The 16096-nt window shown below is 60.7% G+C and carries 18 protein-coding genes and 1 pseudogene; 10 read left to right on the top strand and 9 right to left on the bottom strand.

Annotated elements, in window-relative coordinates:
- Positions 1–609 precede the first annotated feature (609 nt).
- The 4 genes and pseudogenes from ftsY to rpoH all read left to right on the top strand — a co-directional run.
- Positions 610–1896 (top strand): annotated as a pseudogene (gene ftsY, locus VF672_RS08050) (signal recognition particle-docking protein FtsY); the annotation flags it as partial.
- Positions 1893–2564 carry a cell division ATP-binding protein FtsE gene (gene ftsE, locus VF672_RS08045; RefSeq protein WP_037018829.1) on the top strand — a complete coding sequence of 224 codons (672 nt, stop codon included), beginning with the start codon at positions 1893–1895 and terminating at the stop codon, positions 2562–2564. The pseudogene ftsY and the gene ftsE, both read left to right, overlap by 4 nt.
- Complete coding sequence (gene ftsX / locus VF672_RS08040; protein WP_331103415.1) at positions 2561–3586, top strand: permease-like cell division protein FtsX; 1026 nt, start codon at positions 2561–2563, stop codon at positions 3584–3586. The genes ftsE and ftsX overlap by 4 nt, the downstream gene beginning before the upstream one ends.
- Before the next feature lie 133 nt (positions 3587–3719).
- The gene (gene rpoH / locus VF672_RS08035; protein WP_331103413.1) at positions 3720–4574 is read left to right on the top strand and encodes an RNA polymerase sigma factor RpoH; all 855 of its coding nucleotides are present in this window, start codon (positions 3720–3722) and stop codon (positions 4572–4574) included.
- 182 nt (positions 4575–4756) lie between these two features.
- Here the strand turns inward: rpoH and mtgA are convergent, their stop codons facing one another.
- Entirely contained in the window at positions 4757–5467 is a 711-nt protein-coding gene (gene mtgA, locus VF672_RS08030; protein ID WP_331103411.1) for a monofunctional biosynthetic peptidoglycan transglycosylase, read from the bottom strand.
- A gap of 75 nt (positions 5468–5542) precedes the next feature.
- Between mtgA and VF672_RS08025 the strand changes: the two genes are divergently transcribed.
- From VF672_RS08025 to VF672_RS08005, 5 genes are all read left to right on the top strand, one after another.
- Positions 5543–5926 carry a DUF423 domain-containing protein gene (locus VF672_RS08025; RefSeq protein WP_331103409.1) on the top strand — a complete coding sequence of 128 codons (384 nt, stop codon included), beginning with the start codon at positions 5543–5545 and terminating at the stop codon, positions 5924–5926.
- A gap of 141 nt (positions 5927–6067) precedes the next feature.
- Positions 6068–6268, top strand: a complete 201-nt coding sequence (gene thiS / locus VF672_RS08020) for a sulfur carrier protein ThiS (RefSeq protein ID WP_331103407.1) — start codon at positions 6068–6070, stop codon at positions 6266–6268.
- A gap of 69 nt (positions 6269–6337) precedes the next feature.
- Positions 6338–7132 carry a thiazole synthase gene (locus VF672_RS08015; protein ID WP_331103405.1) on the top strand — a complete coding sequence of 265 codons (795 nt, stop codon included), beginning with the start codon at positions 6338–6340 and terminating at the stop codon, positions 7130–7132.
- 55 nt (positions 7133–7187) lie between these two features.
- Positions 7188–7901: a tRNA (guanosine(46)-N7)-methyltransferase TrmB gene (gene trmB / locus VF672_RS08010; RefSeq protein ID WP_331103456.1), complete on the top strand. Its 714-nt coding sequence runs from the start codon at positions 7188–7190 to the stop codon at positions 7899–7901.
- Between the two features lie 207 nt (positions 7902–8108).
- Positions 8109–8552: a hypothetical protein gene (locus VF672_RS08005; RefSeq protein WP_331103403.1), complete on the top strand. Its 444-nt coding sequence runs from the start codon at positions 8109–8111 to the stop codon at positions 8550–8552.
- 93 nt (positions 8553–8645) lie between these two features.
- Here the strand turns inward: VF672_RS08005 and VF672_RS08000 are convergent, their stop codons facing one another.
- The 8 genes from VF672_RS08000 to VF672_RS07965 all read right to left on the bottom strand — a co-directional run bounded on the left by VF672_RS08000 (position 8646) and on the right by VF672_RS07965 (position 14996).
- Positions 8646–8969 carry a DUF3392 domain-containing protein gene (locus tag VF672_RS08000; RefSeq protein WP_331103401.1) on the bottom strand — a complete coding sequence of 108 codons (324 nt, stop codon included), beginning with the start codon at positions 8967–8969 and terminating at the stop codon, positions 8646–8648.
- A gap of 22 nt (positions 8970–8991) precedes the next feature.
- Positions 8992–10206 (bottom strand): radical SAM family heme chaperone HemW, encoded by a 1215-nt coding sequence (hemW, locus tag VF672_RS07995; RefSeq protein ID WP_331103399.1) that lies wholly within the window; start codon positions 10204–10206, stop codon positions 8992–8994.
- Entirely contained in the window at positions 10203–10811 is a 609-nt protein-coding gene (gene rdgB / locus VF672_RS07990; RefSeq protein WP_331103454.1) for an RdgB/HAM1 family non-canonical purine NTP pyrophosphatase, read from the bottom strand. The genes hemW and rdgB overlap by 4 nt, the downstream gene beginning before the upstream one ends.
- Positions 10812–10940: 129 nt before the next feature.
- Positions 10941–11561, bottom strand: a complete 621-nt coding sequence (gene metW, locus VF672_RS07985) for a methionine biosynthesis protein MetW (RefSeq protein WP_331103397.1) — start codon at positions 11559–11561, stop codon at positions 10941–10943.
- 7 nt (positions 11562–11568) lie between these two features.
- Positions 11569–12708, bottom strand: a complete 1140-nt coding sequence (gene metX / locus VF672_RS07980) for a homoserine O-succinyltransferase MetX (RefSeq protein WP_331103395.1) — start codon at positions 12706–12708, stop codon at positions 11569–11571.
- Between the two features lie 157 nt (positions 12709–12865).
- Positions 12866–13456 (bottom strand): YggT family protein, encoded by a 591-nt coding sequence (locus VF672_RS07975; protein WP_331103393.1) that lies wholly within the window; start codon positions 13454–13456, stop codon positions 12866–12868.
- Positions 13457–13466: 10 nt separating this feature from the next.
- Positions 13467–14285, bottom strand: a complete 819-nt coding sequence (gene proC / locus VF672_RS07970) for a pyrroline-5-carboxylate reductase (RefSeq protein WP_331103390.1) — start codon at positions 14283–14285, stop codon at positions 13467–13469.
- Between the two features lie 24 nt (positions 14286–14309).
- Positions 14310–14996, bottom strand: coding sequence for a YggS family pyridoxal phosphate-dependent enzyme (locus tag VF672_RS07965; RefSeq protein ID WP_331103388.1), 687 nt, complete (start codon positions 14994–14996; stop codon positions 14310–14312).
- A 54-nt stretch (positions 14997–15050) separates the two neighbouring features.
- On the opposite strand from VF672_RS07965, the gene VF672_RS07960 reads away from it, so the two are divergent.
- A complete protein-coding gene (locus VF672_RS07960; RefSeq protein WP_074892369.1) occupies positions 15051–16085 on the top strand; it encodes a type IV pilus twitching motility protein PilT in 1035 nt (344 codons plus the stop codon).
- The last annotated feature ends 11 nt before the right edge of the window (positions 16086–16096 follow it).

Here is a 16096-nt window from a genome sequence, read left to right as displayed (position 1 = left end):
TAAAAACGCGCCATACTGCGTTGCAGGCCTTGGCAAGGAAACGCACATTCCCTGCGGCCTACGCCTTGTCTGGCGCGCTTTTAGGCGGCAACGCGGTGGTGGAAATATGTGATGACACGCCCTAGGATAGCGGCCAGTTTGTTCGGCGACTATGTCTAAGATGTCTGAGTTGTAAACACGCTTCGTAAGAAATGGCCTGAGCGATGTAGTCAGTATGGCTGCGCTGCCACTGTGGCGGGCAACCTATGAACAAGCGGACATAAAAGCAGTCTGCTTCGCATACAGAATTTTTCAGAGGCGCCGCTCTGGCGCGTCGTTACCGTGAGATAGCCGTCCTCCATGTTTGGTTCCAACGACGACAAGAAGACCCCAGCTCCGGCTGGCGAGAAGAAAGGCCTGTTCGGATGGCTGCGCAAGAAGCCGCAGGAAGCCACTCCCGAGCCGCCTCAGAATACCCCCGCAACAGCGCCAGACTCCGGGCTCGATCAGGCGCCGGCTGCCGCTGAGCAGAACAACGCGCCCGTCATCCCTGCCGAGCGCGCGCCACAACCCGCGCCGCAGCGCTTGCCAGAAACTGCCGCGACTGAAGCACCTTCCCCTGCCGTTGCCGAGGAGCCATGGCTGCACCTGCCGGTCGCCGAAGAGCCTGTGGCCTTCACCGACGAGCGCGAGCCTCACGTTACACCGTCCATTCCGGCTCACACTGAGTCCAACGTGGCGTCTGCCGCCGTGCCGTTGCCGGATGTGCCTGCCCCGCCGGCGATCATTGACACCACATCGTTCGAAGTCGCTCCCTCCATCGAGCCGGTCCCTGTTGCACTTCCTGACCCGGTTTCTGGCAGCGATCTCCCCTCGCTGACGCCGCCGTTGTCCGTCGCGCCGGTGATTCCAGCCCCGTCGGTGGCGCCGGTTCTCGACCCCCAGGTGGCGCCTGTTCCGGTCGAAGGGGTCGCCGAGCCCAAGCAACCGGGGTTCTTTGCGCGCCTGAAGCAGGGCCTGTCGAAAACCAGCGCCAGCCTGGGCGAAGGCATGGCCAGCCTGTTCCTGGGCAAGAAAGCCATCGACGACGACATGCTCGACGAGCTGGAAACCCGGCTGCTGACCGCAGACGTCGGCGTGGAAGCAACGTCTGCAATCGTGCGCAACTTGACGCAGAAGGTGGCGCGCAAGCAGCTCACCGATAGCGACGCCCTGTACAAGTCGCTGCAAAACGAACTGACCGACATGCTCAAGCCCGTGGAAGCGCCACTGGTCATCACGGCACAGCACAAGCCATTCGTGATCCTGGTCGTCGGCGTTAATGGGGCGGGCAAAACCACCACCATCGGGAAGCTGGCCAAGAAGCTTCAGCTTGAAGGCAAAAAAGTCATGCTGGCGGCGGGTGACACCTTCCGCGCCGCTGCCGTTGAGCAGCTGCAGGTCTGGGGCGAGCGCAACAAGATCCCGGTTATTGCTCAGCACACGGGCGCTGATTCGGCTTCGGTGATTTTTGACGCCGTGCAGGCCGCAAAAGCGCGTGGCGTGGATGTGTTGATCGCCGACACTGCCGGCCGCCTGCACACCAAAGACAACTTGATGGAAGAACTGAAGAAGGTTCGTCGCGTGATCGGCAAGCTTGATGCCGACGCACCGCACGAGGTCCTTCTGGTGCTGGACGCCGGCACGGGCCAGAACGCTATCAATCAGGCCAAGCAGTTCAACCAGACCGTTCAGTTGACCGGCCTTGCCCTGACCAAACTCGACGGCACGGCCAAGGGTGGCGTGATTTTCGCCCTGGCCAAGCAGTTCGGCCTGCCGATTCGCTACATCGGCGTCGGTGAAGGTATCGATGATCTGCGAACGTTCGAAGCCGAGCCGTTCGTTCAAGCCCTATTCGCTGAGCGGGAGCGCCCATGATTCGTTTCGAACAGGTCGGTAAACGCTATCCGAACGGACACGTCGGCCTGCATGAGCTGAGCTTTCGAGTGCGTCGTGGCGAATTTCTGTTTGTAACCGGCCACTCCGGCGCGGGGAAGAGCACTTTGCTGCGCCTGTTGCTGGCAATGGAGCGCCCAACGACTGGCAAGCTTCTGCTGGCGGGTCAGGACCTGGGTCAAATCAGCACGGCGCAAATTCCGTTTCTGCGTCGGCAGATCGGTGTTGTGTTCCAGAACCACCAGTTGCTGTTCGATCGCACCGTGTTCAATAACGTCGCGCTGCCGCTGCAGATCCTCGGCCTGTCCAAGACTGAGGTGGTCAAGCGTGTTGATTCGGCCCTGGAGCGCGTGGCGTTGTCGGACAAAGCCGAGCTTTACCCGGGCGACTTGTCCACCGGTCAGCAACAGCGCGTTGGCATCGCCCGGGCCATCGTTCACCGTCCGGCCCTGCTGTTGGCGGACGAACCCACCGGTAACCTCGATCCGCGTCTGGCAGCTGAAATCATGGGCGTGTTCGAAGACATCAACCGACTGGGCACCAGTGTGCTGATTGCAAGCCACGACCTGGCACTGATCGCGCGGATGCGTCATCGCATGCTGACATTGCAGCGCGGCCGACTGATCGGCGACGGGGAGGCTGGCGTATGAGTGCCACTCGCAGCCCCAAGGTTTCCGAGCGCGTCGCCCCCAAGGCTTCAGATCCGACGCCGCCAAAGAAAAAGAAACACGATGACGAGGATGGCCCGAGTTTCGGCGCCTTGTTCAGTGCCTGGATCGAGGCTCACCGGTCGAGCCTGCTGGACAGCTTGCGTCGTCTGGGCAAACAGCCCATCGGCAGCTTCTTCACCTGTCTGGTAATGGCGATTGCCCTCAGCTTGCCAATGGGCTTGTCCTTGTTGCTCAGCAATGTCGAGCGTCTTGGCGGTTCGTGGCAGCGCGCGGCGCAGATATCCCTGTACTTGCAGCTCGAAGCGTCGCCGAGTGAAGGCGAAGGTCTGGTTCGCCAGATCAAGGAAATGGCAGGCGTCGCCGATGCCGAGTACATCAGCCGCGATGAGGCGCTTAACGAATTTCAGAAACAGTCCGGGCTGGGCGAGGCGCTGAAGGAGTTGCCTGAAAACCCGCTGCCCGGCGTTGTGCTGGTGACACCGCTGGAAGTTGACAAAGCTGCGCTGGAGGCGTTACGTACGCACCTGGCCGAGTTGCCTAAAGTGCAGCAGGCTCAGCTCGATCTGGTCTGGGTCGAGCGTCTCGCAGCCATTCTCAAACTGGGTGACCGATTTGTTTTCGGGCTGACCGTGTTGCTGGTCGCGGCCCTGCTGCTGGTCATCGGCAATACCATTCGTCTGCACATCGAGAACCGTCGCACGGAAATCGAGGTCATCAAATTGGTAGGCGGTACCGACAGCTATGTGCGTCGCCCCTTCCTATATATGGGTGCGTTGTACGGGCTGGGTGCCGGGGTCTTGTCATGGGGCGTGCTCGCGTTTGGGCTAGACTGGCTGAACGAGGCGGTGGTCCGGCTGGCCGGGCTGTATGGCAGTAACTTTGCCCTCGCCGGCGTGCCTGTCTCCGACGGTCTGTCGCTCTTGCTTGGCGCGGTGCTGTTGGGGTATATCGGTGCCTGGATTGCTGTTGCACGCCATTTGAGAGAGTTGGCGCCTCGTTAATGTTGAATTAAGACGTGTTGAGTAAATTTTGTTTCATCTATTGACTTTTCAGCTTTAGGGAACTTGTTTAGCGGTCCCCGGTCAATTTTCGCAGTGCTGAACTGCACGAGTCATGTGTCGGAGGTTTTTTCGTATGACCACTTCTTTGCAACCTGCTTATGCCTTGGTTCCGGGTGCAAACCTGGAAGCCTATGTGCACACGGTGAACAGCATTCCATTGCTGACGCCCGAGCAGGAGCGTGAACTGGCCGAGAGTCTCTATTACGAGCAGGATTTAGGGGCGGCTCGGCAGATGGTGCTCGCCCACCTGCGATTTGTCGTGCATATCGCACGCAGTTATTCGGGTTATGGTTTGGCTCAGGCTGACCTGATTCAAGAAGGTAACGTTGGCCTGATGAAGGCCGTCAAACGCTTCAACCCAGAGATGGGTGTGCGTCTGGTGTCCTTTGCGGTGCACTGGATCAAGGCGGAGATTCACGAGTTCATCCTGCGCAACTGGCGCATCGTGAAAGTCGCGACCACCAAGGCTCAGCGCAAGCTGTTTTTCAATCTGCGCAGCCAGAAGAAGCGTCTGGCGTGGCTGAACAACGATGAGGTTCATCGCGTCGCAGAAAGCCTGGGCGTTGAGCCCCGTGAAGTGCGCGAGATGGAGAGCCGTCTGACCGGCCATGACATGGCGTTCGACCCGGCTGCAGAAGCCGATGACGACAGCGCCTTTCAGTCGCCGGCCAACTACCTGGAAGACCATCGTTACGATCCGGCGCGTCAGCTGGAAGATTCCGACTGGACCGACAGCTCGACGGCCAACCTGCACGAAGCGTTGAATGTGCTCGACGACCGTAGCCGCGACATTTTGTACCAGCGCTGGCTGGCGGAAGAGAAAGCGACGCTGCACGACCTGGCCGAGAAGTACAACGTCTCTGCCGAGCGTATTCGTCAGCTCGAAAAGAGCGCGATGAACAAGCTGAAGCTGTCGATTGCGGCCTGATTAAAAGCCGAAATGCAAAACGCCCCGAGATGATCGGGGCGTTTTTGTTTGTGGGTCTATCTCAGTAGGACCGGCTTCAGCCGGGAAGAGGCCGGGTTGATCACCATTAGGATTGCGGCGTGACGCGTAACGCTTTCCCGGCTAAAGCCAGTCCTACGAAAGCTTTAAAGCCAGACTTGGGCTCACCACTTCCGGCTGTGATTCAACCCCGTCAAATACTCATCCCCACCCAACTGCCGCATCTGCTGGCGGATCCAGCCTGCGCGCCGTGAGACGTAGCTACTGGGATGGCTGGCGCTCCATTCCCGTGGGTTGGGCAGGACGGCGGCCAGGTAGCTGGCCTGTTGCGTGGAAAGCTGGCTGGCGTTCACATGAAAGTGATGCTGCGCAGCGGCCTGTGCGCCGAATACACCGTCGTCCCACTCCACGCTGTTCAGGTACACCTCAAGGATGCGCTGCTTGGACCAGAACACCTCGATCAACGCGGTGAACCACGCTTCCAGGCCTTTGCGGAAGTAACTGCGGCCCGACCACAGAAACAGGTTTTTCGACACTTGCTGGCTCAGCGTGCTCGCCCCGCGCAGGGAGCCGCCTCGCTCGTTGTGAACCAGTGCGGCCTGAATGGCGTCGATATCGAAGCCCCAGTGCTCGGCGAACTTTTGATCCTCGCCGGCAATGACGGCGATTTTCAGCTCATTGGAGATGTTGTCCCATGATTCCCAGTCGCGCTGGAGGTCAATGGGCTGGCCGTTGAACCAGGATTCGACTTTGCGTTCGACCATCAACGCCGTAAACGGAGGGGGGACCCAGCGAAAAATCAGTACCAGCACGACACTTGCCGCTGCGAACCAGAGCAGGCCTTTGGCGACACGACGGAGGACTAACTGCAGCATAGAGATGGCTTGGCCGAACCGGTTGAGCGGGCCATTATACAGACCACGCGTCATTGAACCTGCCTGGAGTTGTACATGTTACGAACCTTTCTGATGCTGTCGGCGTTCTTCGGATTTACCGGCGTCGCCCTTGGCGCATTTGCTGCCCACGGACTCAAAAACCGCCTGACCCCGGAATACCTGGCGGTCTTCCACACCGGCGTGCTTTACCAGCTCATTCATGCGCTGGCGATTTTTGGCGTGGCGCTGCTCGCGATGCAGATTCAGGGCCGTCTCGTTACGTATGCAGGGATCTCCTTCACCCTTGGCATCATCCTGTTTTCCGGCAGCCTCTATCTCATGACGCTGACCGGCGCGACCAAGCTGGGCATCATCACCCCCTTCGGCGGCCTGTTTTTCCTCATCGGCTGGGCCATTCTGGGCTGGACGGCATGGCGCCTGGGCCTCGACACGCTCTGACCCGCCTGCGAGAGGGCGCTTGCGTCCTGATGCGCGACAAACCGGTGGTCACGCCTGAGACGAATGGCGTGGCTTTGCCTTGGTCATACCGGCCGATCGGGCTAGAATGCTCGCCCCCTAAAATGATGGCTGCCCTCTCGCATGCGCATTCAGTTGAACGGTGAATCCTTTGAGCTGCCCGACGGCGAGACCGTTACGGGATTGCTGACACGTCTGGATCTGACCGGGCGACGAGTCGCTGTCGAGCTTAATCTGGACATCGTCCCGCGCAGTCAGCACCCCTCCACGACGCTGACCGAAGGTGATCAGGTCGAAGTGGTGCACGCCATCGGTGGCGGCTAGCCTTCAACTGGCCGCCGCCGGCCTGACTCGCAAGCACTGCAAGAACCTCAACCGCAAAGAGGATTTCAGATGAGCAACGTTCGCAGCGACAAGCCCTTCACCGTGGCCGGTCGTACTTTTCAGTCGCGCCTGCTGGTCGGCACTGGCAAGTACCAGGACATGGAACAGACCCGGCTCGCCATCGAAGCCTCGGGTGCCGAGATCGTCACCGTTGCAGTGCGCCGGACCAACCTGGGCCAGAACCCGGGCGAACCGAACCTGCTCGACGTGCTGCCGCCGGACCGCTACACCATCCTGCCGAACACCGCCGGTTGCTACGACGCCATCGAAGCCGTGCGCACCTGCCGACTGGCCCGCGAACTGCTCGACGGCCACAATCTGGTCAAGCTGGAAGTCCTCGCCGACCAGAAAACCCTGTTTCCCAACGTCATCGAAACGCTCAAGGCCGCCGAAACGCTGGTCAAGGACGGCTTCGATGTCATGGTTTACACCAGCGATGACCCGATCATTGCCCGCCAACTCGCCGAAATCGGCTGCTGTGCGGTGATGCCCCTCGCGGGCTTGATCGGCACTGGGCTGGGGATCTGCAACCCGTACAACCTGCAGATCATTCTCGAAGAATCGAAAGTCCCGGTGCTGGTCGACGCCGGTGTCGGCACGGCTTCGGACGCGACCATCGCCATGGAGCTGGGCTGCGAGGCGGTGCTGATGAACTCGGCCATCGCTCACGCGCAGCATCCGGTGCTGATGGCTGAAGCCATGAAGCACGCCATTCTGGCTGGACGCATGGCCTACCTGGCCGGTCGCATGCCCAAGAAACTCTATGCCAGCGCGTCCTCGCCGCTGGATGGTCTGATCAAGTAAGAGCCTGTTGATGATTGATTCGCAAACGCCCGACCCACTTCCGGAAGACGAAGTGATGAATGACGAAAATGCCAAAGCCCAGGGTGATGACAGCCATCACCGGCGCATCAAGAGCTTTGTGATGCGCGCCGGTCGCATGACCGAAGGGCAGCAGCGCGGGCTGGATCAGGGCAAGTCTCTGTTTGTGCTGCCCCTGGCGGACGCCCCGGTTGATTTCGATCAGGTCTTCGGCCGTTCGGCCCCGCGCACCCTTGAAATCGGTTTTGGCATGGGCCACTCGCTGCTGGAAATGGCCGCTGCCTCGCCAGAGCAGGATTTCATCGGCGTGGAAGTGCATCGTCCGGGCGTCGGCGCCTTGCTCAACGGCGTGCTGACCCAAGGGCTCACCAACCTGCGCGTTTACGATTGCGATGCGATCGAAGTGCTCAACCGTTGTGTGGCGGACAACAGCCTGAACCGTCTCATGCTGTTTTTCCCGGACCCATGGCACAAGTCTCGCCACCACAAGCGCCGCATCGTTCAAGCGGAATTTGCCGAGCTGGTGCGCACCAAGCTCAAGCCCGGCGGCGTGTTGCACATGGCGACCGACTGGGAACCGTATGCCGAGTACATGCTGGAAGTGATGAATGTGGCTCCGGGTTACCGCAACCTGGCCGAAGACGGCAAATGCGTTCCGCGCCCTGCAGAACGTCCGATCACCAAGTTCGAGCGCCGTGGCGAACGCCTCGGTCACGGCGTTTGGGATCTGAAGTTCGAGAAGCTGGCCTGATCACTTTTCGGTCAAAGCGGCCCGCCTGGCGGCCGCTTTTGAGTTTTTGCAGCACATTTCAGCCCCTAGTTGCCTTCGTCTGACGAACCCTTCGATTTCTTCCTAAGAAGGCTACAAGGTCTTCGGAATCGTCCGACATCCAATTTCAATTCCGATCTTCATAGTCCCCGCCGTTGCATATATCAATATTGATGACGAGGAATGAAGATGAACAAGTTTTGGCAAATGGCTGCGATCGCCACGCTGATTGCGACCACCAGCGGCTGTGTCAGCTACAACGTCAGCCAGCCAAGCGCTTCGCTGTCCGGCGACGTGAAGACTGACCTGAAGGCTGACGTTAAAGTCGGCGAAACCATCAGCGGCGAGTCGTCCACCAATGTTCTGTTCGGCTGGTTGAACATCGGCGGCGATACGCAATTCGCGGACGGCGTGACCTACGGCGGCGCGAGCGGTGGCGGCGGCATGGGCCTGCCTCTGCCGGACCCAATCTCCTCCACCAAAGCAGCTGCTGCGTTCAAGGCCGTCAAATCGTCCGGCTCCGACCTGATTGTCGCGCCGCGTTACGAAGTCACCGTTAACGATTACTTCATCTTCAAGCAAGTGAACGTGAAAGTGACTGGCAACAAAGGCAGCATCCAGAGCATTCGCTGATGGGCTGATCGCATTCGGCAACAGCGGAGTGTGATTTCTTGAGAGCGTCCTTCCCGCGATAGCGGGCAAGGGCGCTTTTGCATTTGCGGCCGGTTATTTCCGGTCCGCGACAACCCCGATCAATACCAGCACCACCAACAGCACCGGCGCCAGGCTATAGTTGTTGAACTGGCTCAGGCCGCGCACAACCCAGGGCGTGGCATAAATCAACGCAGCGCCACTGCCAACCGTGCAGAGCAGCGCCATGATCGGAATACGCAGGGCGCCGGTGAAACTCCCGAGGCGACCTTCGATCCAGCCCTTGATGTCGGTTCCGAACAAAATCAACAGGCACCCCACCAGCGCCAGGGCGATCTCCGACAGATTGCTGCGACTCCAGCGCGAGACGGTGGCCAGCAAGTCGAGTACGTATTCCATTCAATGTCCTTAGTGTTGAGCCTTAAAGCAGAAAGTGCTGCAGCAGGTCGTTGAGGAATAACTGGCCGCGAGCGGTCGCCACCAGCCGTGACGGATCGGTCTCCAGCAGGCCGCGTTGTTCCGCCTCAAGACGGGCGCTGGCGAGCGAATCGACGCTTAGACCGGTGCGGCGTTGAAATAACGCAGCGTCCACGCCATTTGTCAGGCGCAGCGCGTTCATCAAGAATTCGAACGGCATCTCGTCCAGCGGCAACAGCTTCTCGCCAGCCTGAAAGGCCTTGGCTGGATTGAGGTAGTCCTTGGGCAGCCGGGTCTTCCAGGTGCGGACGATGCGCCCGTCCGGGTGGCTGAGTTTGCCGTGGGCGCCAGCGCCGATGCCGATGAAATCCCCGAAACTCCAATAATTCAGGTTGTGCCGTGCTTCGCGCCCCGGCTGTGCGTAGGCAGACACTTCGTATTGCTCGTAGCCGTTTTCCCGGAGCAGCGTCTGCCCGGCCTCTTGGATATCCCAGAGGAGGTCGTCTTCCGGCAGCGTGGGCGGCTGATTCCAGAACACCGTGTTCGGCTCAAGGGTCAACTGATACCAGGACAGATGAGTCGGCGCGAGGGCGATCGCCTGACGCAGGTCGCCGAGGGCATCTTCCTGGGACTGGTCAGGCAGGCCGTGCATCAGGTCCAGGTTGAAGTTGTCGAAACCCGCCTGACGGGCCATGTCCGCCGCCCGCACGGCTTCATCGCCGTTATGAATGCGGCCGAGCGCTTTGAGCTTGGCTTCCTGAAAACTCTGTATACCGATGGACAGCCGATTGATGCCCAGGCTGCGGTAGGCGCTGAATTTCACCTGCTCGAACGTGCCGGGGTTGGCTTCCAGGGTGATTTCGATGTCAGGCGCGAAGCGGACGCGTTGTTCGACGCCTTTCAGCAAACGGCCCAGCGCGTTGGCGCTGAACAGGCTGGGCGTGCCGCCACCGAAGAAGATCGTGCTCAGCTCGCGTCCATAGACGTGGGGCAGATCCTGATCGAGATCGGCCAGCAGCGCGTCGACGTATTCCTGCTCCGGCAACACCGGGCTTGCGGTGTGGGAGTTGAAATCGCAGTACGGGCACTTGCGCACGCACCACGGGATATGGATGTACAGCGACAGCGGTGGCAGCTCGGCAAGCGGCGTGCGCGGCTGCTCCGAAGAGAAGCCGGCCGCACCCAGAATCAACGGCCGGGTTGTGGGATCCTGAGTCATTGTTGATCAGTGCTCAGCCCCAGACGCTGACGCAGGATGGCCATGGCGCGCGCGCGGTGGCTGATCTGATTCTTGTCGGAGGGGGTGAGTTCGGCGCTGGAGCAATGGCGCTCCGGTACCCAAAACAACGGGTCGTAACCGAAGCCATGCTCGCCGCTGGCGGCGGTGAGGATGCGGCCGTGCCACAGGCCTTCGCAGAGGATCGGCAGCGGATCATCGGCGTGGCGCACCAGCGCCAGAACGCAGACAAACTGGGCGCCACGTTGTTCGGTGGGGACGTCCTTGAGCGCTTCCAGCAATTTGGCGTTGTTCGCTGCGTCACCCTGGCCGTCGGCGTAACGGGCCGAGTAAATGCCCGGCGCACCGCCCAGATAATCCACTGCCAGCCCGGAATCATCGGCGAGCGCCGGCAGGCCTGAGATGCGCGCGGCGTTGCGCGCCTTGAGGATGGCGTTCTCGACGAACGACAGCCCGGTTTCTTCGGGCTCCACGGTGCTGAACTCGCCGATCGAGCGCAGCTGCACGCTGGCGCCGAGCATGGCCTGAAGCTCTGTGAGTTTGCCGGCGTTGTGGCTGGCCAGTACAAGCTGGGTGAGGGTCATGATAAGTCCGTGAAAATCGGCTGCGTGAAAATCTGCTGATCAAAGCCGAGCCTGACTGCGTCGCCGTGGCCCGCTTCTTCTTCGATGCTGCTGACGCTGTTCGGCAGGGCTTTTACCGCCCCGCTGCGTAGGTCACACGGCAATCTGGTGGTCCTGCAAGCCGGGGCTGCTGACACGATAGATGCCGATTTCACCCAACAGATTAGGCCAAAGCTTGCTGGCCCAACCATGCCGATGCTGTTGATCGACTGCGAGCCGATCAATGACCTTCGCCGACCGACCGCGGCACAGTGCTTCGAAGTCCTCGAAGGTGCAGAAGTGGATGTTTGGCGTGTTGTACCAGGTGTACGGCAGGAATTCGGAAACCGGCATCCGCCCCTTGCTCGCCAGGTACCAGCGGCAACGCCAGTGCCCGAAGTTGGGGAAGGTGATGATGCACTGCCGACCGACGCGCAGCATTTCGTCCAGGATGCGATCCGGGTAATGCACGGCCTGAAGGGCCTGGGTCATGACCACGACATCGAAACTGTTGCTGGCGAAGTTGCCCAGCCCCTTGTCCAGGTCCTGCTCGATGACGTTGACGCCCCGCGCCACGCAACGCGCAATGTTATCGGCGTCATTTTCCAGGCCGTAGCCCGTCACTTGCTTGTGCTCCTGCAGCCAGGCGAGCAGTTCGCCGTCGCCGCAGCCGAGGTCGAGCACACGGCTGCCAGCCGGTATCCAGTCTTGGATGATTTCCAGGTCGGCTCTCATGGTGTCCTCAGAGTGCAATTCGGTTCATGTAGCTGGAGAAGGCCTGCAAATAGCGCGGGATCGGGATCAGGAAAGCGTCGTGGCCCTGAGGCGCATCGATTTCCAGATAACAGACGTCCTTTTTCGCCGCCATCAGCGCGTCGACCAACTCCCGCGAGCGGGCCGGGGAGAAGCGCCAGTCGGTGGTAAACGACATCACACAGAACCTGGCGCTGGCATTGGCGAAGGTGGCCGCGAGGTTATCGTTGAAATTGGCGGCCGGATCGAAGTAGTCCAGGGCTTTGGTCATCAGCAGATAGGTGTTGGCGTCGAAACGCCCGGAAAACTCCTCGCCCTGATAACGCAGGTAACTCTCGACCTGGAACTCGACGCTGTGAAAGTCGTAATTGAGGTTTTCGTTCTTCAGACCCCGGCCGAATTTCTCACCCATCGAGTCATCGGACAGGTAGGTGATATGGCCCACCATGCGCGCCAGCATCAGGCCGCGCTTGGGAATCACGCCGTGCTCCTGAAACGAGCCGCCGTGGAATTCCGGGTCAGTCAGGATCGCTTGCCGCGCGACTTCGTTGAACGCGATGTTCTGCGCCGACAACTTGGGCGCTGAGGCAATTGCCAGGCAATGCCGCACGCGCTCGGGATAGGTAATCGTCCATTGCAGCGCCTGCATGCCGCCCAGGCTGCCGCCGACGATGGCGGCCCACTGATCGACACCCAGCCGGTCGGCAAGACGCGCCTGGCTATGTACCCAGTCTTCGACCGTCAACACCGGGAAGTCGGCGCCGAAAGGCCTGCCGGTTTCGGGATTGAGGCTGCTGGGGCCGGTGGAGCCGTTGCAACCGCCGAGGTTGTTCAGGCTGACGACGAAAAACTTGTCGGTATCGATGGGTTTGCCCGGGCCGATGCAGCTGTCCCACCAGCCCGGCTTGCGGTCTTCGGCGCTGTGGTAGCCCGCCGCATGGTGATGACCCGAAAGCGCGTGGCAAATCAGCACCGCGTTGCTTCTGGCGGCGTTGAGTTGACCGTAGGTTTCGTAGATGAGGTCGTAGGCAGGCAACGAACGTCCGCAGGCCAATGCCAGCGGCTCATTGAAATGCGCCGTTTGCGGCGTGACTAGACCGACAGAATCTTTGGGAAAGACCGTGGACATCGACCTGCTCTCGCTGAAATGAGGCGTAAGTCTAAAGATCGCGCCGGGGTGCGGCAACAAAGGAAATGGGGGAGGGTGACACTTTGGATTCTGCCCGGACGCGATGTTCGGTAGAGAGGCAGAAAGGCGACGGCAGGTGATGCCGTCGCCCTAGGGGTCAGATCAACCGCCACAGCTCTTGCGGCATGCCGGCGTATGCCGCCAGTGCTGGCATGACATACGACTGAAGCACCTGGATCGCCAGGAAGGCAAAGATTGGCGAGATATCCATACCGCCCAGATTGGGAATGATGCGGCGGAACGGCGCCAGGATCGGCTCGCTGATCTGGTAGGCCAGTTCGGCTGCCGGGTTATGGGTGCCTGGGGCAATCCACGACACGATGACCATGATGATCATCGCGACCCAGAAGATCTTCAGCAGCAACGACGTGATGCCGATGACTGACCACATCAACAGGTGTGGGACATCGCCAATGGTGCCGTAGGTCATCATCAGCACAAACGCCATCAACAGCGCCTGAATGACGATTGCCAGCAGCAGCGAGGATGTGTCCAGCCCGAAAACGCTCGGCACGATGCGACGGATGGGCTTGAGCAATGGCTGGGTCGCACGGACGGCGAACTGGCAGAGCGGGTTGTAAAAGTTGGCTTTGACCAGCTGCAGCACGAAGCGCAGCAGGACGATGGTCAGGTAAAGGCTGATGAGCGTCTGAATGACGAATATCGTGGCGCCGGTGAGTGCGTTCATAAATGGCTCCTTATTTGCCCAGCTGTTCGGCGAGTTCGGCGGAGCGATGTGCGGCGGCGCCCACCGCCTTTTCAACGATGGCTTCAAAGCCGTCGGCCTGGAACGATTTGATGGCGGCTTCTGTGGTGCCCGCAGGCGAGGTCACACGACGACGCAGCTCGGCGGCATCCACATCGCTGCCAGTGGCCATCAAAGCGGCGCCCAGCGCGGTTTGCAGCGTGAGCGTGCTGGCGACGTCAGCCGGCAGGCCGAGTTTGACGCCTGCGGCCGTCATGGCCTCGATCAGCAGGAAGAAATACGCCGGGCCGCTGCCCGATACGGCGGTAACGGCATCAATATGTGCCTCTTCGTCGACCCACAATGCAGTCCCGACCGCCGACAGCAACGTCTCGGCCTGTTCGCGCTGTGCCTGGGTGACATCCGCTGTGGCGTACAGGCCGCTGACGCCTTGGCGCAGCAGCGCCGGCGTATTGGGCATGCAGCGCACCAGCGGTTGCTCGCCCAGCCAGGCTTGCATGCTGGCGCAGGTGATACCGGCGGCGATGGACACAATCAGTTGATGAGGCTTGAGCGCCGGCTTCAGCGCTTCACACATGGCTTTCATCATTTGCGGCTTGACCGCCAGCAGCACCACATCGGCGCCTTCGATGGCCTCGGCGTTGTCGGCGACCACCTTTATGCCGTGCTCTTTTGCCACGCGCTCGCGGGTTTCTGCGCCCGGGTCGCTGGCGCGAATCAGCTCGGCGTCGACGCCTTGGGCGCGCATGCCGCCAATCAGGCTGGCGGCCATGTTGCCGGCGCCAATGAACGCGATACGTGTTTTGCTCATAAACGGTTTCCTGTGGGGCAAAGGTTAAGGCTGGCCATAATTGCGGGCGCCAAAGAGGGCAGTGCCAATCCGCACCCAGGTCGCGCCTTGTGCGATGGCGGCTTCCAGGTCGTGGCTCATGCCCATGGAAAGCGTGTCCAGCGGCAGGCCCAGTTGCGCCTGCAGCGTACTGACGGCGGCGAACGAAGCGTTCTGTTGGTCGTGATCGTCAGTGGGTTCGGGAATGGCCATCAGGCCGCGCAATTTCAGATGGGGCAGCGCGCTGATCGCCTGGGCCAGAGCGGGCAGGTCTTCAGGGCTGCAGCCTGACTTGCTGGCCTCGCCGCTGACGTTGACCTGGATGCAGATGTTCAGCGGTGGTAGCTCCGGCGGACGCTGTTCGGACAGCCGTTGCGCGATTTTCAGACGGTCCACGGAATGCACCCAGGCAAAGTTCTCGGCGATGGCGCGCGTCTTGTTGGACTGGATGGGGCCGATGAAATGCCAGATCAAGGGCAGGTCGCTCAACTCGACCTGTTTGCCAAGGGCTTCCTGCAGGTAGTTTTCGCCAAAGTCGCGAAGCCCGGCATCGTAGGCTTCGCGCAGGTCGCTCGCCGGTTTGGTCTTGCTCACCGCCAACAGGCCGACAGACGCCGGGTCGCGCTGCACGGCTTGCGCCGCACTTCGAATTCGCTCGGCCAGCGTTGAAATGTTCTCTGCTATCGTGGACATTGATTTGCGCCAGCAGGGCTAAAGTCTGCGGCATTCTATGTGATGAGGAGCTGTATGGATATTACCGAGCTGCTGGCCTTCAGTGCCAAGCAAGGCGCGTCGGACTTGCATCTCTCTGCCGGCCTGCCCCCGATGATTCGAGTCGATGGCGATGTGCGGCGGATCAACCTGCCAGCCCTGGACCAGAAAGAGGTTCAGGCGCTGATCTACGACATCATGAACGACAAGCAGCGCAAGGACTTCGAGGAAGATCTGGAGACAGACTTCTCCTTCGAGGTGCCGGGCGTGGCGCGCTTTCGGGTCAACGCGTTCAACCAGAATCGCGGCGCGGGCGCAGTGTTCCGGACCATTCCTTCGAAGGTCCTGAGCATGGAAGAGCTGGGCATGGGCGAAGTGTTTCGCAAGATTACCGACGTGCCGCGCGGCCTGGTGCTGGTTACGGGACCGACAGGCTCGGGCAAGTCGACCACGCTGGCGGCCATGGTTGATTACTTGAACAGCAACAAGCATCACCACATCCTCACCATCGAAGACCCCATCGAATTCGTTCACGAGTCCAAGAAGAGCCTGATCAACCAGCGCGAAGTCCATCGCGACACCCATGGCTTCGCCGAAGCGCTGCGTTCGGCGCTGCGTGAGGACCCTGATGTGATTCTGGTGGGTGAGCTGCGCGACCTTGAAACCATTCGCCTGGCGCTGACCGCTGCCGAAACCGGCCACCTGGTGTTCGGCACGCTGCACACCACGTCGGCTGCGAAAAGCATCGACCGTATCGTCGACGTGTTCCCCGCTCAGGAGAAATCGATGATCCGCTCGATGCTCTCCGAGTCGCTCCACGCGATCGTGTCCCAGGCGTTGCTGAAGAAGGTTGGCGGAGGGCGGGTCGCGGCGCACGAGATCATGATCGGCACGTCGGCGATTCGTAACTTGATCCGCGAGGACAAGGTGGCGCAGATGTACTCGTCGATTCAGACGGGGGGATCGCTGGGTATGCAGACGCTGGACATGTGTCTGAAGGATCTGATCAGCAAAGGGCTGATCACGCGCGAGAGTGCGCGGGAGAAGGCGAAGACGCCGGACAACTTCTGATCGCCAGGACA

The sequence above is a fragment of the Pseudomonas sp. genome (genome assembly GCF_036387035.1).
Lineage (GTDB): Bacteria > Pseudomonadota > Gammaproteobacteria > Pseudomonadales > Pseudomonadaceae > Aquipseudomonas.
Note: the sequence above shows the minus strand (reverse complement) of the source record. Positions and strands in the feature narration are given on the sequence as shown.

Excerpts from the sequence above, each read along its gene's own strand:
- ftsE (WP_037018829.1), top strand. The coding sequence starts at position 1,893 with ATGATTCGTTTCGAACAGGTCGGTAAACGCTATCCGAACGGACACGTC.
- ftsX (WP_331103415.1), top strand. The coding sequence starts at position 2,561 with ATGAGTGCCACTCGCAGCCCCAAGGTTTCCGAGCGCGTCGCCCCCAAG.
- rpoH (WP_331103413.1), top strand. The coding sequence starts at position 3,720 with ATGACCACTTCTTTGCAACCTGCTTATGCCTTGGTTCCGGGTGCAAAC.
- mtgA (WP_331103411.1), bottom strand. The coding sequence starts at position 5,467 with ATGCTGCAGTTAGTCCTCCGTCGTGTCGCCAAAGGCCTGCTCTGGTTC.
- VF672_RS08025 (WP_331103409.1), top strand. The coding sequence starts at position 5,543 with ATGTTACGAACCTTTCTGATGCTGTCGGCGTTCTTCGGATTTACCGGC.
- thiS (WP_331103407.1), top strand. The coding sequence starts at position 6,068 with ATGCGCATTCAGTTGAACGGTGAATCCTTTGAGCTGCCCGACGGCGAG.
- VF672_RS08015 (WP_331103405.1), top strand. The coding sequence starts at position 6,338 with ATGAGCAACGTTCGCAGCGACAAGCCCTTCACCGTGGCCGGTCGTACT.
- trmB (WP_331103456.1), top strand. The coding sequence starts at position 7,188 with ATGAATGACGAAAATGCCAAAGCCCAGGGTGATGACAGCCATCACCGG.
- VF672_RS08005 (WP_331103403.1), top strand. The coding sequence starts at position 8,109 with ATGAACAAGTTTTGGCAAATGGCTGCGATCGCCACGCTGATTGCGACC.
- VF672_RS08000 (WP_331103401.1), bottom strand. The coding sequence starts at position 8,969 with ATGGAATACGTACTCGACTTGCTGGCCACCGTCTCGCGCTGGAGTCGC.
- hemW (WP_331103399.1), bottom strand. The coding sequence starts at position 10,206 with ATGACTCAGGATCCCACAACCCGGCCGTTGATTCTGGGTGCGGCCGGC.
- metW (WP_331103397.1), bottom strand. The coding sequence starts at position 11,561 with ATGAGAGCCGACCTGGAAATCATCCAAGACTGGATACCGGCTGGCAGC.
- metX (WP_331103395.1), bottom strand. The coding sequence starts at position 12,708 with ATGTCCACGGTCTTTCCCAAAGATTCTGTCGGTCTAGTCACGCCGCAA.
- VF672_RS07975 (WP_331103393.1), bottom strand. The coding sequence starts at position 13,456 with ATGAACGCACTCACCGGCGCCACGATATTCGTCATTCAGACGCTCATC.
- proC (WP_331103390.1), bottom strand. The coding sequence starts at position 14,285 with ATGAGCAAAACACGTATCGCGTTCATTGGCGCCGGCAACATGGCCGCC.
- VF672_RS07965 (WP_331103388.1), bottom strand. The coding sequence starts at position 14,996 with ATGTCCACGATAGCAGAGAACATTTCAACGCTGGCCGAGCGAATTCGA.
- VF672_RS07960 (WP_074892369.1), top strand. The coding sequence starts at position 15,051 with ATGGATATTACCGAGCTGCTGGCCTTCAGTGCCAAGCAAGGCGCGTCG.